This window comes from Streptomyces sp. NPDC004721 (genome assembly GCF_053601495.1).
The window spans coordinates 1-14,617 of record NZ_JBSGBZ010000017.1; the positions used below are offsets into that span (position 1 = coordinate 1).

Sequence of the window (14,617 nt, forward strand, 5' to 3'; positions counted from 1 at the left end):
GAGTACATCCAGTACGCAGGCGACGCTCCGCCTTGCGATGCTCCCCCACAGCCTGAACGGCGCGGGAGGTACCCCCAGCACCGGACGCCGCGAGCTTCCCGGCAAACCTTTCCGGTCACAGCACTAGGGGTTCGCGTCCGCCGGACGCAGGGTCGGAAGTCCCTCCGGAGGGGTACCCGGAGCCAGGAAGGCCCGGTCCGCAGACCGATGCCAGTCCTATGCCCCCGGATCCACCATGAAGACATGAGCGCAGCAACCATCCACCCCGCTCCCGCCGCCCGCCCGGCCGGCGCCACGGCTGTCGAGGACAGCCCCCGTCATCACGTTCTGGGCGACGCCCTGCACGCCGTCAAGGTGTTCGCGGGCGCCCTGTTCGACGTGGTCGTCCTCGGCGAATACGGCGAGGAGGCGGGCGTACGCCACAAGTGAGCAACTAGGGTCGGTCCGTGACAGCACGGAAGGTGATACTCCGGTCACCAGCGGCACTTGCCCTGGCCCTCCTCGCCGTCTCCCTCGCCGCCCTCGCGGTCCTGTTTGCGGTGCAGCGGGTGCAGATGCCCGACGCGGTGGTCTACCAGGCCGAGGGCGCGGCGGTCGTCCACGGCCGCGACCTCTACGGCTTCACGGTCACGCAGGGACGGCTTCCGGCCACGTACCCGCCGTTCGCGGCCCTGCTGTTCGTGCCGACGGTGTGGCTTCCCGCCGCGGCCCTGAAGACGGCGTTCTTCGCGGGCAACGCGCTTCTGCTCGGCTGGCTCGTCCACCTCTCCGCGCGGCTCGCCGGCCACCGGGCCGGACTCCCGCTGGTGTGTGCCGCGACGGCGCTCGCCCTCTGGCTCGAACCGGTCTTCCAGACCTTCGTGTACGGGCAGATCAACCTCGCGATCGTCTGCCTGGTCCTGTGGGACCTGACCCGACCGCCCGGAGCCCGTGGCAAGGGTCTCCTGATCGGTGTCGCGGCCGGTATCAAGCTCACCCCGGGCCTCTTCATCGTGTACCTGCTGCTGCGGGGGCGGCGCCGCGAGGCGGCCGCGGCGATGGCCGGGTTCGCCGGGACGGTCGCCGTCGGGGCACTCGTGCTGCCCGCGGCCGGCGTCGACTACTGGACGCGCCGCCTGTTCGAGACCAACCGGGTGGGCAAGCCGTGGATCATCGCCAACCAGTCGCTTCAGGGCCTGGTCGCCCGGCTGCTGGGGGAGCCGTCGCCCGGACTCGCCTGGATGCTGCCCGCCGTCGCGGTGGCCGCCGCCGGACTGTGGCTCGCGTGCCGGGTGCGGCGGGAGCGGTGGGGCGTGCTGCTGACCGGCCTGACCGCGCTGCTCGTCTCACCGATCAGCTGGTCCCACCACTGGGTGTGGTGCGTCCCGCTGATCGCCGTACTCCTGGCCGAGGGCCGCCGCGTCTGGGCGGCGGGCACCGTGGTCCTGTTCACGGCCCGCACCCTGTGGATGGTCCCCAACAAGGACATGGAACTGCACCTGTCCTGGTGGCAGCAGCCCCTGGCCTCGCCCTACCCCCTGCTGGGGCTGGTCCTGCTCATGGCGGTGGCGCTGGAGTTCCGCAGACAGCGGTCCGGCCGGACCCGGGAGGGTCAGGCCTCCTCCGCCAGCAGTTCGTCGGCGTCCATGATCCGGTAGGCGTAGCCCTGTTCGGCCAGGAAGCGCTGACGGTGGGCGGCGAAGTCCTGGTCGATGGTGTCGCGGGCGACCACCGAGTAGAAGTGGGCCTGGTGGCCGTCGGCCTTCGGGCGCAGCACCCGCCCGAGGCGCTGGGCCTCCTCCTGGCGGGAGCCGAAGGTGCCCGAGACCTGGATGGCGACCGTGGCCTCCGGCAGGTCGATGGAGAAGTTCGCCACCTTGGAGACCACCAGCACGCTGATCTCGCCCTCGCGGAAGGCGTCGAAGAGCTTCTCACGCTGCGCGTTGGACGTCTCGCCCTTGATCACCGGCGCGTTCAGGTGCTCGCCCAGCTCGTCGAGCTGGTCGATGTACTGGCCGATGACGAGGATCTGCTGTCCGGCGAAGCGGCGGACGATCGCCTCCGTGACCTTCCGCTTGGTGGCGGTGGTCGCGCAGAAGCGGTACTTCTCCTCCGTCTCGGCCGTCGCGTACGCCAGCCGCTCGGAGTCGGTCAGGTTCACCCGGACCTCGACGCAGTCCGCGGGCGCGATGTGGCCCTGCGCCTCGATCTCCTTCCAGGGCGCGTCGAACCGCTTGGGGCCGATCAGGGAGAACACGTCCGACTCGCGGCCGTCCTCGCGCACCAGGGTCGCGGTCAGTCCCAGCCGCCGCCGGGCCTGGAGGTCCGCGGTGAACTTGAAGACCGGCGCGGGCAGCAGGTGCACCTCGTCGTAGACGATCAGTCCCCAGTCCCGGGAGTCGAACAGCTCCAGGTGGGGGTAGATCCCCTTCCGCCGGGTCGTCAGCACCTGGTAGGTGGCGATGGTGACCGGGCGGACCTCCTTCCTGGTCCCGCTGTACTCCCCGATCTCGTCCTCGGTCAGCGAGGTCCGCTTCACCAGCTCGTGCTTCCACTGCCGGGCCGAGACGGTGTTCGTGACGAGGATCAGCGTCGTGGACTTCGCCTGCGCCATCGAGCCGGCGCCGACCAGCGTCTTGCCGGCCCCGCAGGGCAGGACGACGACCCCGCTCCCGCCGTGCCAGAAGTTCTCCACGGCCTGCTTCTGGTAGGGCCGCAGCGCCCAGCCGTCCTCGCGCAGCTCGATCGGGTGCGCCTCGCCGTCGACGTACCCGGCGAGGTCCTCGGCGGGCCAGCCCAGCTTCAGCAGGGTCTGCTTGATCTGCCCGCGCTCGGAGGGGTGCACGGCCACCGTGTCCGGGTCGATGCGGGCGCCGACCAGCGGGGCGATCCGCTTGGACTTCAGCACCTCCTCCAGGACCGGCCGGTCGGTGGTGGTCAGGACCAGGCCGTGCGCAGGGTGCTTGCTGAGGGTCAGCCGCCCGTAGCGGTCCATCGTCTCGGCGATGTCGACAAGCAGCGCGTGCGGCACGGGGTAGCGGCTGTACTGCACGAGGGCGTCGACGACCTGCTCGGCGTCGTGCCCGGCGGCGCGCGCGTTCCACAGGCCGAGCGGGGTGACCCGGTAGGTGTGGATGTGCTCGGGTGCCCGCTCCAGCTCGGCGAACGGCGCGATGGCCCGGCGGCAGTCGTCGGCCTGCTCGTGGTCGACTTCGAGAAGCAGGGTCTTGTCCGACTGGACGATCAGGGGACCATTCACGCGCAGCGCCCTTTCCGTGTGGTCAAACGTCCAGTGTGCCCTATCCGAGGCGGTTCACGGCTGGTCGTCCGCGAGCTCGGCGACCCCCGTGACCCGGTGCAGGGGGTAGGTGCGGACCTCGTCCGCGGTGTGGTCGTACGCGGTGACGAAGCCGCCCTCGACGCGGATCGGCGCGATGACGCGCTGGCTGGCGGCGCCCTCGGCGTTGACGTAGCCGATCCACAGGGCCTCGCCGGTGAGGACGGCGGCCTGCATGGTGGCGAGGGTCTCGGCGGAGCCGGTGCGGGGCAGTTCGCCGTCCTCCCGCGTGGCCGCGGTCGGCTTGCGCGGGGCGGTGGAGGCCAGGTCGCCGGCGCGGATCGCGCGGATCGCGGCGGACAGCAGCGTGGCGTCCGGGGCGGGCGGGCCCTCCGGGACCGGTTCGGGGGCGGTGCGCGGCGGGGTGCGGTGGGAGTGCGCGCGGGTGATCAGGACGTCGCCCGCCGCGGATTCGGCGGCGGGGGCGTAGCCCATCGCGCGCAGGCCCTCCAGGAGCGTGGCCGGGTCGGCCTGCGCGGCCAGCACGGTCGGCGCGAGGCGGCGCAGGCGCAGCGCGGCGGACCGCTTGTCGGCGAGGATCTCGTTCAGCAGCGCGTCGTCGTCGCAGCGCAGGTACGCCGAGGCCGCGCCGACCCGCAGATGGCCGTGCCGGCGGGCCACGTCGTCGATCAGGTACGCCAGCGGTTGCGGTACCGGCGTACGGGAGTGCGCGGTGAGGAAGGCGTGCAGGTCGGAGGCGGTGCGGCCGGCATCGAGGGCGCGGCGTACGGAGGCGGGGGTGAACCGGTAGACGGTCGCGCCGCCCTTGGACTCCACGTCCGCGAGCACGCCCAGCGTCTCGGCGAGCGGACGCCGCAGGGGTCCGGGCGCGACCGCGGTCAGGTCCGCCTGGAGCAGGACGTGGTCCAGGGGCTCGGGCAGGAGCGGGGCGAGGACGCGGGCCGCGGCGGCTTGTTCGGCGGCGGAGGCGAGGGCGACGGGGGTGAGGGGAGAGAGGGAGGAGACCGGCGTGGGCGGGGACTGGGGTTCCGGGGTGCCGGGGGTTCCTTCCGGCCGGTGGTGCTTGTGGACGGGCAGCTTGTCCCCGGGGCTCGCGGGCGCGGCCCCGGCCGCGTCCGTGGCCGCCATCGCGCGTGCGGCGGGACCGTGCCCGCCCTCGCCCGCGGGGCTCGTCCCGGGCGCGGGCTCCGCCTCCGCGGGAGCCGGTGCGGACGCGCCGAGCAGCGCGCGCCCGTGTGCGGACAGCGCGCCCCGGCCGGTGACGCCGAGCAGTTCCGCCTCGGACAGCGTCCACCGGGCGAGGCGGCCGCGCAGGTCGTCCTCCTGCCGCGGTTCGCGTGGCGGGTGCTCCCAGCGCAGCCGGGCCAGCACCGACTCACCGGCCGGTGCGGCGCCCAGCGGCAGCCCCGCGAGCAGGGTGAGCACCCGGTGCCGTACCTCCGGCGCCGCCGAGCGGTCGAGGCCGGGGCCGAGCGCCGACAGGGTCCGGTCCTTGGCGTCCCGTCCGCCGGTCAGACCCGCGGTCCGCGTGGCCGCCAGCCAGGCCGCCGCGAGGTGGGCCCAGCGTTCGGCGGCGGGCCGCTCCAGCCACTCGTCGTAGGCCGGGGTCGCCGCGTACCGCTCGTCGGCCTCGCCGTCGGAGGCGAGCAGACCGGCCGCGTAGGCGAGTTCGACCCAGAAGGCGGCCACCGGTTCGGGCACGTCGAGGGCGACAGCGGTGCGCTTGAGGTCGCGCACGCTCAGTCCGCCCGCGCGCAGTACGTTCGGGCCGCCCTCGTCCCAGTCCCGCAGCAGTTCCTCCACGGTGGCCAGGGCGGTGTACGCCTGCCCGGCCGCCGTCGCGTCCACAACCTGTGGACCGTGGGCCGCGGCGGCCGCCACGGCCGGCGGCACCGGCTCGGGCGCGCGGTGGGCACGGCCCGCGCGCAGGTGCAGGGCCGCCTCGCGGGGGAGGACGACGGTTCCGGGCGCCGTGGGCAGCAGCAGTCCGCGGTCCAGCAGTCGGCGCAGACGCGGCGCCGGGTCGGGGGTGACCTGGCCGTAGGGCGGACCCCACACCAGGCGCTCCAGCACCTCGAGGGAGTCGGCGGGCAGCCCGGCGAGCAGCGCGGACATCCGCTCGCGGTCGGTGAACAGGTCGGTGAGCGAGGCGACGGCGGAGACGGAGTCGTGGGTCGAGGGCAGTCCGGTGGTCGCCACGATCTCCTGGATGCGTCCCGGCGACATGCCCGCCGTGGCCTCCCGCACCGTCGGTCCGAGCCCGGTCGGGGACGGGTGCTGGGGCGACGGCGCGAGCAGCTCGCGTGCCGTGCGCACCAGGCGCAGCCGGTCGTCGCCGCCCCAGACGAGGGCCTGTTCGCGCAGGGTGCCCAGGGCGCGGGGCAGCGCGGCGGCGACGACGGGATCGCGGGCGTCGGACGCCATCAGGCCGAGCAGTTCGCCGTACGTGGCCGGGTCGCCGGCCACCGCGAGGGCCTGGGCCGTCTGCTGGGCGAACCGGTCCAGCCGCTCCAGGGCACGGACCACCGAGGCGCGGGTTCCGGCGCGGGTGGCGAGCTGGGTGAGGTCGGTGGGGACCGGGGTGATGAGGTCGGGGCGGCTGCGCAGGAGCGCGGCCAGGGAGGCGTCGTCGCGCGCGCGGAGCGCTTCCGCGAGCGAACGCGGGGCCGCCGGTTTCTCATCGCTGCTCATCCGATTCACGGTACCGGGTGAGTGTCGCGCCCGGCCCCGTACAGCGGCACCGGGCACCGCGCCGGAGACGGTACCGTCGTCCAACGGGGTCATCGGCCAGCCACCCCGGAGGGGCTTCGTGGGGATCGAGAGCGATCAGGTCGTCTACGAGTATCTGAGCCGCGTCGGGGACGTCGCTCAGCAACGCCAGCTGTCCTCGGCCACGCGGATGCGTCTGGTCGCGGAGCTGCGCAACGAGATCGACCGGCGCCGCGCCAAGGCCGCCGTGGACAGTCCCTCCGCCGTCCGCCGCATCATCGACGGGCTCGGCAGTCCCGCCGCCGTCGTCGCGGCCGCGGCCGCGGGCGGCTCCGGTGGGGGCGGATCGCGGGCGGCGGTCCCGGCCGTGCCCGCGCAGCGTGAACCGGAGGCGGAGCCGGCGCGCCCGAAGGGGCTGCGCAAGGTCGTGCCGCGGCCGCGTCCGTCGCAGCCGCCGGCGGGCCCCGTGGCGTCCGGCGGCCCGGCCCCGCCGCACCTGGCGAGCGCCGACGAGCTCGGTGGCCCGGTGGCCGGTTCCGAGTGGTGGCGCCTGGAGCAGGGCCCGTTGGGGACAGGTGACGACGTGCCCGGCTTCATGGGCGGGGTGGAGATCCCGGAGCTGCTCAAGCCCCCGCCTTCGAAGGAATCCGCCAAGGCGGAGCCCGCGCCCGAGGCGGCCGGCACCGCGAAGCCGATGGAGGCGGCCGAGCCGGAGGCGCCCGCCGGGCGCCGGCGTTTCGCGCTGCCCCCGTTGATGGCGGGCCGGAGCAATCCCCTGCTGCTGCTCGCGGCCGGACTGCTGGTGGTCGGCGCGGTCCTGGGCAACTGGTACGCGCTGCTGCTCGGCTGGATCATCGCCTACGCCTCCCGCCGGCTGACCCCCGCGGAGTCCAAGTGGGCCGTCGTCGGCATGCCCGGCCTGGCGCTCGCCGCCGGGGTGGTCTGGCTGTGGGGCCGTACCGACGACCGCTGGGGCACCCCCATCGCCGAGGGCCACATGAACGACGCGGTCTCCCAGACCTGGCCGTGGGTGGTGCGGGCCGCGGCCGTGCTGTCGGCGCTGTTCCTGGTGTGGCGCTCGCAGCGGCGGACCTAGTGCCCCAACAGGCAACGTTCGCCCCGTCGCGACGCCCGGCACGCTCCCCCGAGCTCTTCGAGCAGGGGGGACCCCCACTCGCCGCACCGGCCGAAAGCCCAAGTACGTCCAGTACGAGGACTTCCGGCCGGCACTCCCCCAAGCTCTTCGAGCAGGGGGGACCCCCAGAGCACGCACCGGACGCCGCTCCTTGACGGGCGAACGTTGCCTGCCGGGGCACCGAGAGCACGCACCGGACGCCGCTCCTTGACGGGCGAACGTTGCCTGCCGGGGCACTAGTGCTGCGACCGGAAAGGTTCACCGGCTCGCGACGCCCGGCACGGCTCCCCCAAGCTCTTCGAGCAGGGGGACCCCCAGCCGCGTTGTCGCATCACCCGAGTACATCCAGTACGCGGGTGATGCTCCGCCTCGCCATGCTTCCCCACAGCCTGAACGGCGTGGGAGGTACCCCCAGCACCGGACGCCGCGAGCTTCCCGGCAAACCTTTCCGGCCACAGCCCCAGCCGCTCGCGGCGCCGGAGGCACCGGAGGTAGTTGTACGTCACACGGGCCGGAGGTCTCGCGGCCACGGCCCCTGGGCACAATGGCCCGTATGACCTCTCGCCCGCTGACCGTCGGCTTCGACCTCGACATGACCCTCATCGACTCCCGCCCGGGCATCCACGCCTGCTACCTGGAGCTTTCCGAGCGGACGGGGACGTACATCGACGCCGACCTGGCGGTCACGCGGCTCGGTCCGCCGCTCGCGGAGGAGCTGGTCAACTGGTTCCCGGTCGAGCGGGTGGAGGCGGCGGGGGATCTGTACCGGGAGCTGTACCCGGCGATCGCCGTCTCCGCCACGCCCGCGCTGACCGGCGCCCGCGAGGCGATCGAGGCCGTGCGGCAGGGCGGCGGCCGGGCGATCGTCGTCACCGCCAAGTACGAGCCGAACGCCAAGCTGCACCTGGAGCACCTGGGCATCGAGCCGGACGCGGTGATCGGCGACCTGTGGGCCGAGCGGAAGGCCGAGGCGCTGCGCGAGTACGGCGCCCGGGTGTACGTCGGCGACCACGTCGGGGACGTACGGGGCGCCCGCGCGGCCGGCGCGCTGTCGGTGGCGGTGGTCACCGGACCGTGCGACGAGGGGGAACTGCGGGCGGCGGGCGCGGACGTCGTGCTCGCGGATCTGACCGCGTTCCCGGACTGGCTCGCGGCCAACCGCACGCTTTTCAGCCGCTACCGTGAGTCGCCGCGCGCCTGACGGCGGCCCGCCGCGATCGACCGGAGCACGCCCGCACCGGCGATCAGGAAGCCGACGCCCATGAGCATGCTCAGGCCGAACATGTAGGTCGGGAAGGGCTTCGCGCCGAGGAACAGCGGCGCCACCGTCACCGCGGTGGCCAGCGCACCGACGAAGAAGACGATGGCACCTGCACGGACCAGCCGGTCGCCGGCTGTGGCGGAATTCGTTCGGGTATTGTCACGCACGCCGCCAAGGATAGTTCCTGGTGCGCGGGTGCCGAGAGCCCCGGATGACCATGGAGCGGGCGCCGGCGGGGCGGTCGGCAACGGTGGACGACCCCGGCATATTCGAACCGGACCGGAGTTTTGTCGCAAGAGGGAATGATTTCGCAATCGCTCCGGACATAGCTCTCTTTCGTGATACACGCACGCTGAACGTCTACTTGCCTTGGTGGAAAATTACCCGGCAGTTCCATTGATGGCCGGACGCTCACCTGCCATAGTGGCGCGCGTTGCGCTGCGAAATTCGGCCAGTCTCGGTGGGGTAATGACGAGGGGGTGCCGACCTCGCGCCGACGCGAAGGGGGAAGGCCGTTGACCGCGGTCTTGAGAATGCCTTCCCGGTGTGGTTAACAATTTAACAAATGCTCATTTCGCGCACGCTCCGCCGGGAAGGGGGGATCCAGCGGTGCACTCGCTCCGTCGCCGGGATCGGCGGGCCTGGCGGCATCGCGCACGACTTGCGTTCAAATCAAGCCAAGAGGCGTAGCAGCTCGCCTCGCGGCCGGATGTAGAGATGAGACACGGGGACTTATGCTTTTCAGGATTCTCGGCCCACTCCAGGTGCAGGGAAACGTCGAGATGGCATCGCCGGTGCGGCGTGCGATTCTGACCGCCTTCCTGCTTCGGCCCGGGCAGCCCATAGGGATCACCGAACTGGCCGAAAGATTATGGGACGACCCGCCGACTTCGGCCGCGGCGAACATTCGGAGCCATCTCACCGCCCTGCGCCGGGACCTCGACGAGGCACGGCCGGGCCTGAGCTGCCGGGTGCGGACCTACCGGGGCGGCCAGAGCGGCTACGGGCTGGAGGTCACGCCCGACGAGTTCGACCTGGCGCAGTTCACGCTGGCCGCACGGCGTGGCCGGAATCTGCTGCTGCGCGGTGAGGCGGAGCCGGCGGCCGAGGTCCTGGAGGGGGCCCTGGCCTGGTGGCGCGGCCCGTTCGGGCAGGACCTGCCGCCGACGCGGTGGTTCAACGCCCATGTCGCGGGCGTCAACAACGCGCGCTTCGACGCCTACCAGGACCTGTTCACCAGCTGCATACTCGCCCGCCGCACCGAGACGCTCTCCTACCGGATCGAGAGCATCATCGCCGAAGCGCCCTACCGCCAGCGGCTGTGGGAACTCCTGGCCGCGGTGCACTGCATCGACGGCGACGCCGCCAGCGCCCTCAGCGCGATCAAGCGCTGCCAGACCCTGTTCGCCGAGGACCTGGGCCTCGACCTGCCGCCCAACGTCGAGGCGATGCGGGCGGCGGCCCTCAGCTGGAACAGCGAGGACGCCCTCCGCCTGGTGGCGGCCCGCACGCTGGGCGCCGACAACGGCGAGCGGACGGATCCCGCGGGCCACGGTTCCGCGCTGTCGTAGCGCATCCGGGCGACACCCGCGGTGGCCGGCCGGCGCACTCGCGGCCGGCCACCGGTGCCGGTGGATCTCGCGGCGACGAACCGTTTCGGACACCGGACGACGTCCTTCTCGCTGCCGCACTGTCGGACACCCTGCGCAGGGCGGGCATCGAGGTGTCCGAGGATGCCGCGCGCGCCGTCCGGGTGCCGTCACCGCCCGCGAATACGGGTTGCCGGAGCCGCCCCCTCATGTGCTGAGATATCCCCTGTCTCCCTCGCCCCCGAGCGAGCGCGCGCACGCCGATCGGCCAGGTTCGGCCGACTGGAGTGGGCGGGCTTGACGGCGGGTAAAGAGCTGGGGAGGCTTCGGGACAACGGCAGGCACGAGCGAGCGCTAGATAGCCTGACCTGCGGCAACTGTGGTTCGGCTGACCGGTGAGATGGGGTGCGTGCTTTGCCTACCGGCAAGGTCAAATGGTTCAACGCTGAGAAGGGCTTCGGCTTCCTCTCCCGCGACGACGGCGGCGACGTGTTCGTCCATTCCTCGGTGCTCCCTGCCGGAGTGGACGCGCTCAAGCCGGGGCAGCGGGTGGAGTTCGGGGTGGTCGCCGGCCAGCGCGGCGACCAGGCCCTCTCCGTGACGCTCCTGGATCCGACCCCCTCGGTCGCCGCCGCCCAGCGCAAGAAGCCGGACGAACTGGCGTCCATCGTGCAGGACCTGACCACCCTCCTGGAGGGCGTCGCGCAGACCCTGGAGCGCGGCCGCTACCCCGACAAGACGTCCGGCAAGAACGTCGCCGGACTGCTGCGCGCGGTCGCCGACCAACTGGACGTATGACCCGACGGGGCTGACAAGGTCAGGGAGTCAGGGAAAAGCGAGCGCGTCCGGGCCGAGGGGCGGTACGAGCCCCTCGGCCGCCGCACGCGTGAGCAGCCCGCGGACCGCCGCGTAGCCGTCCTCGCCGAGGCCGGCGGTGAACTCGTTGACGTACAGCCCGATGTGCTGGTCGGCGACGGCCGGGTCCATCTCCTGGGCGTGCTCCATGACGTACGGCCGGGAGGCCTCCGGGTCGTCCCAGGCCGCGCGCACCGACGCACGGATCGAGTCGGCGAGCCGCGTCAGCGTCCGCTCGCCCAGCGACCGCCTGGCGATGATCGCGCCGAGCGGGATCGGCAGCCCGGTGGTGCGTTCCCAGTGCTCGCCCATGTCGGCGAGCTTGTGCAGGCCGTAGTTCCGGTAGGTGAAACGCGCCTCGTGGATCACCAGACCGGCGTCGACCTTCCCGTCCCGCACGGCCGGCATGATCTCGTGGAACGGCATGACCACGATCTCGCCCACCCCGCCGGGGACGACGTCCGCGGCCCACAGGCGGAACAGCAGGTACGCCGTCGACTTCTCGCTCGGCACCGCGACCGTGCGGCCCGCCAGGTCGGCGTCCGGTTCCTTGGCGAGCACCAGGGGCCCGCAGCCCCGGCCCAGCGCGCCGCCGCACGGCAGCAGCGCGTACTCGCCGAGGACGTACGGCAGCACCGCGTAGGACACCTTCAGCACGTCCAACTCGCCGCGCTCGGCCATGCCGTTGGTGACGTCGATGTCCGCGAAGGTGACGTCGAGCGCGGGCGCGCCGGGGACGCGGCCGTGGGCGAGCGCGTCGAAGACGAAGGTGTCGTTGGGGCAGGGGGAGTAGGCGATCCGCAGTCGGCTGCTGTCAGGGCTCATGCAATCTTCCAACTCGTGAGGACGGGCGCGAGCTTCCCGAAGCCCTCGGTCAGGGCGGTCAGGGCGTCGCCGATGCGCCAGGCGGCCCGGTCGCGCGGGCCGACCGGGTTGGAGACCGCGCGCACCTCCAGCACCGGGACGCGGTGCGCGGTGGCCGCCTCGGCGACGCCGAAGCCCTCCATGGCCTCGGCGAGGGCACGGGGGTGGCGGGCGCGCAGGGCGTCGGCGCGGGCGGCGGTGCCGGTCACCGTGGAGACGGTCAGCACCGTGCCGGTACGGGCCGAGGCGGCGGCCGCGATCGCCCGTACGAGCGCTTCGGGCGGACGGTGGGTGACGGTGCCGAAGCCGAGTTCGGTCACCGGCAGGAATCCGTCGCCGGTCTCGGCGCCCAGGTCGGCGGCGGTGATCTCGTCGGCGACGACGAGCGAGCCGACGGGCGCGTGGGGCGCGAAGCCGCCGGCGATCCCGGCCGAGACGACGAGGTCGTAGGGGGCGCCGGCGAGCGCGGCGGCGGTCAGGGCGGAGGCGGTGGTCGCGGCGGCGAGGGCGGGGCCGACCCCGGCGGCGATCAGGTCGACGGCGGGCGGCCCGGGGACCCGGCACACGGCCGCCTCGGGCAGCGGCCGCAGCGCCTCCTCATCCGCGGGCCCGGCGAACGCCCGTGCCACCGCGTCCCGTTCGACGGGGACCGCGGTGGCGACCAGGACGCGTGGCGCGGACGTGGTCAGGAGGCCTTCTTCAGCGTGAAGGACCACAGACCCCGCACGTCCTTCTCGCCCTCCTTGATGGAGACCCGCGTCGAGTTGCCGCTGGCGCCGTACTGGGCGTTGAAGAAGACGCTGCCCGGGATCGTGCGGTAGGTCTTGGTGCTGGAGTCGGTCAGCGGCTGACCGTTCATCAGGATGGTCCAGCCCGTGTCCGCGATCTTCGGGTCGACCCCGAAGCGCACGGTCTCGTCCGGGTCGACCTTGATCGTCTTGATGTCCTTGGACATGAGGCACTTGGCCAGGTCGGCGGTCTTGATCGCGTTGCCGTCGTTGTAGCAGTTGGCTTCCGAGCTCACGGAAGAGCTGCCGACGGTGATCGTGGACAGAGGGGTCGGCTTGGAACAGGCCGACAGGACGAGCAGCCCGGCGGAAACGGCGCCGGCAGCGGCGACGGCGCGGCGGCGTCGCACGGCGGAATGCAGCGTGGTCATGGCCGAAGGCTATCGGGCGCGCCCGCCTGCCCGCCCACGCGGGGGTGCGGGCGTGGCAGATGGCCGTGAGGCGCGGGCCTCACGCCACCCGGGGGCGCGCGGCGCCGCCGTGCCGGGCCGAGGCCAGCAGACCGCGGACGGTGGACAGCCAGCCGGCGGCCACGAGCCCGGCGCCCACCGACAGGCCCAGTACGCCGTTGAGCGGCAGCACGATGCCGATCGCGCCGCCGAGTACCCAGGCCACCTGCAGCAGCGTCTCGGAGCGGGCGAACGCCGAGGTCCGCACCGGCTCGGGCACGTCCCGCTGGATCAGCGCGTCCAGGGACAGCTTGGCCAGCGCCTGCCCGAAGCCGGCGATCGCGGCCAGGCAGGCCACCAGGAACGCGCCGAAGAAGATCGCGGCCGTGACCGCCGCGCCCAGCACGATCGCGACGACGGTGACGATGATGATCTCCGGTGCCCGCGACCGCAGCCAGGCGCCGACCGCCGTGCCCAGCGCGTTGCCCGCGCCCGCCGCGACGCCCACGATGCCCAGCGAGACCGCCGCGCTCTCGCCGGTCAGCGGGTGCTCCCGGAGCAGGAAGGCGAGGAAGAAGATCAGGAACCCGGACAGGCAGCGCAGCGCGGCGTTCGCGGCGAGGGCGTGCGTGACGGCCGTGCCGACGGTGCGCAGGCCGGGACGCTTCAGCGGTTTGCGGCGCGGACCGCGCAGGTGCTGCTCGTCCGCGGCGAGCAGCGCCCGGTCCTCGCCCTTGGCCGAGTCGACCTTCGGGGGCAGGGCGAACGACAGGAACGTTCCCGCGACGAAGATCACGAAGGCGCCGTAGAGCGGCCAGTGCGAGTCGAGGGCCTGAAGGCCCGCGCCGATGGGGGCGGCCACGCCGGTGGCGAGCAGCCCGCCGAGGGTCACCCGCGAGTTCGCCTTCACCAGGGAGAACCGGGGCGGCAGCAGCCGGGGTACGACGGCGCTCCTGACCACGCCGTACGCCTTCGAGGCGACCAGCACGCCGAGCGCCGCCGGGTACAGCTCCAGGCTGCCGCTGGCGGCGGCGCCCGCGATGATCAGCGCGAGCAGCGCGCGGGCCAGCATCGCGGCGGCCATCGCGGCGCGGCGGCCGTGCGGGAGGCGGTCGAGGAGCGGGCCGATCACGGGCGCGAGGACCGTGAACGGGGCCATGGTGATCGCGAGGTACAGCGCGACCCGGCCGCGGGCCTCGTCGGTGGGCACGGAGAAGAAGACGGTGGAGGCGAGCGCCACCGTGATCATGACGTCGCCGGCGCCGTTCACCGCGTGCAGTTCGATCAGCCGGCCGAGCCCGGACTCGCCGGCGCCGTGGGCGTTGGTCGCCCTGCGGATGCCGCGGACCGCTCCGGTCACGGGCAGATGCAGGGCACGCCCGACCGCGCGGACGGAGCCGCCGAACCGGCCCGAACCGCTGCCCCGGCTGCTCCCCTTGACCCCCTTGTCCCCACCGACGCCGGTGGTTCCCGGGGGCGTCCTCGCGGCTGCCACCCCGTCATACTGCCCCGGAAACGGCACCGGTAGCGCCATGGCGGCACGGATGCGACCAACCAGACACCCCTAAGGCACCCACCCGGCCCCGACAGTCCCCACCCCCGACACCTTGACGCGGTGGCGCTCGCGGGGGCGGGGTGTTTTCGCGCCTCGGCCTTGGTCGTGCTTGGAGGCGGGCGGTCCCCGGGCCCGACTCAGCCGCGTTCGCGACGGCTGCGTTGCGACGTTGCTCCGCTGCTTGTCGGCCCCACT

General features: G+C 73.2%; 13 protein-coding genes. 6 read left to right on the plus strand and 7 right to left on the minus strand.

Annotated features, from left to right (window positions below):
* Positions 1-243: 243 nt before the first annotated feature.
* Positions 244-429 (plus strand): hypothetical protein, encoded by a 186-nt coding sequence (locus ACWEK3_RS17550; protein WP_376542102.1) that lies wholly within the window; start codon positions 244-246, stop codon positions 427-429.
* 17 nt (positions 430-446) lie between these two features.
* Positions 447-1,637: a glycosyltransferase 87 family protein gene (locus tag ACWEK3_RS17555; protein ID WP_450547249.1), complete on the plus strand. Its 1,191-nt coding sequence runs from the start codon at positions 447-449 to the stop codon at positions 1,635-1,637.
* On the opposite strand, the gene ACWEK3_RS17560 is transcribed toward ACWEK3_RS17555, so the two are convergent.
* Positions 1,592-3,238: a DNA repair helicase XPB gene (locus tag ACWEK3_RS17560; RefSeq protein WP_384428912.1), complete on the minus strand. Its 1,647-nt coding sequence runs from the start codon at positions 3,236-3,238 to the stop codon at positions 1,592-1,594. The genes ACWEK3_RS17555 and ACWEK3_RS17560 overlap by 46 nt on opposite strands.
* A gap of 54 nt (positions 3,239-3,292) precedes the next feature.
* Positions 3,293-5,968 carry a helicase-associated domain-containing protein gene (locus tag ACWEK3_RS17565; protein WP_450547250.1) on the minus strand — a complete coding sequence of 892 codons (2,676 nt, stop codon included), beginning with the start codon at positions 5,966-5,968 and terminating at the stop codon, positions 3,293-3,295.
* A 118-nt stretch (positions 5,969-6,086) separates the two neighbouring features.
* Here ACWEK3_RS17565 and ACWEK3_RS17570 point away from each other — a divergent pair, with 118 nt between their 5' ends.
* Together ACWEK3_RS17570 and ACWEK3_RS17575 are read left to right on the plus strand one after the other, a co-directional pair.
* Positions 6,087-7,082, plus strand: a complete 996-nt coding sequence (locus ACWEK3_RS17570) for a hypothetical protein (protein ID WP_453250040.1) — start codon at positions 6,087-6,089, stop codon at positions 7,080-7,082.
* A gap of 592 nt (positions 7,083-7,674) precedes the next feature.
* Positions 7,675-8,322 (plus strand): HAD family hydrolase, encoded by a 648-nt coding sequence (locus tag ACWEK3_RS17575; RefSeq protein WP_453250041.1) that lies wholly within the window; start codon positions 7,675-7,677, stop codon positions 8,320-8,322.
* On the opposite strand, the gene ACWEK3_RS17580 is transcribed toward ACWEK3_RS17575, so the two are convergent.
* A complete protein-coding gene (locus ACWEK3_RS17580; protein ID WP_361412653.1) occupies positions 8,298-8,549 on the minus strand; it encodes a hypothetical protein in 252 nt (83 codons plus the stop codon). The genes ACWEK3_RS17575 and ACWEK3_RS17580 overlap by 25 nt on opposite strands.
* Positions 8,550-9,164: 615 nt before the next feature.
* Between ACWEK3_RS17580 and ACWEK3_RS17585 the strand changes: the two genes are divergently transcribed.
* The gene (locus ACWEK3_RS17585; protein ID WP_384083883.1) at positions 9,165-9,953 is read left to right on the plus strand and encodes an AfsR/SARP family transcriptional regulator; all 789 of its coding nucleotides are present in this window, start codon (positions 9,165-9,167) and stop codon (positions 9,951-9,953) included.
* Between the two features lie 432 nt (positions 9,954-10,385).
* Entirely contained in the window at positions 10,386-10,769 is a 384-nt protein-coding gene (locus tag ACWEK3_RS17590; protein ID WP_361412651.1) for a cold-shock protein, read from the plus strand.
* Between the two features lie 27 nt (positions 10,770-10,796).
* Here the strand turns inward: ACWEK3_RS17590 and ACWEK3_RS17595 are convergent, their stop codons facing one another.
* The 4 genes from ACWEK3_RS17595 to ACWEK3_RS17610 form a co-directional block, all read right to left on the minus strand.
* Positions 10,797-11,651: a 1,4-dihydroxy-6-naphthoate synthase gene (locus tag ACWEK3_RS17595; RefSeq protein WP_450546227.1), complete on the minus strand. Its 855-nt coding sequence runs from the start codon at positions 11,649-11,651 to the stop codon at positions 10,797-10,799.
* On the minus strand, positions 11,648-12,406 hold the full coding sequence (locus ACWEK3_RS17600; RefSeq protein WP_450546229.1) for a futalosine hydrolase: 759 nt from the start codon (positions 12,404-12,406) through the stop codon (positions 11,648-11,650). Before ACWEK3_RS17600 ends, ACWEK3_RS17595 begins: the two co-directional genes overlap by 4 nt.
* Positions 12,376-12,849, minus strand: coding sequence for a DUF2771 domain-containing protein (locus tag ACWEK3_RS17605; RefSeq protein ID WP_450546231.1), 474 nt, complete (start codon positions 12,847-12,849; stop codon positions 12,376-12,378). The genes ACWEK3_RS17600 and ACWEK3_RS17605 overlap by 31 nt, the downstream gene beginning before the upstream one ends.
* Positions 12,850-12,928: 79 nt before the next feature.
* On the minus strand, positions 12,929-14,362 hold the full coding sequence (locus tag ACWEK3_RS17610; RefSeq protein WP_453250042.1) for an MFS transporter: 1,434 nt from the start codon (positions 14,360-14,362) through the stop codon (positions 12,929-12,931).
* Positions 14,363-14,617 lie beyond the last annotated feature (255 nt).

Bases quoted from the DNA above. Each gene is read 5' to 3' on its own strand.
- ACWEK3_RS17550 (WP_376542102.1), top strand. From the start codon at position 244: ATGAGCGCAGCAACCATCCACCCCGCTCCCGCCGCCCGCCCGGCCGGC.
- ACWEK3_RS17565 (WP_450547250.1), bottom strand. From the start codon at position 5,968: ATGAGCAGCGATGAGAAACCGGCGGCCCCGCGTTCGCTCGCGGAAGCG.
- ACWEK3_RS17575 (WP_453250041.1), top strand. From the start codon at position 7,675: ATGACCTCTCGCCCGCTGACCGTCGGCTTCGACCTCGACATGACCCTC.
- ACWEK3_RS17585 (WP_384083883.1), top strand. From the start codon at position 9,165: ATGGCATCGCCGGTGCGGCGTGCGATTCTGACCGCCTTCCTGCTTCGG.
- ACWEK3_RS17595 (WP_450546227.1), bottom strand. From the start codon at position 11,651: ATGAGCCCTGACAGCAGCCGACTGCGGATCGCCTACTCCCCCTGCCCC.
- ACWEK3_RS17605 (WP_450546231.1), bottom strand. From the start codon at position 12,849: ATGACCACGCTGCATTCCGCCGTGCGACGCCGCCGCGCCGTCGCCGCT.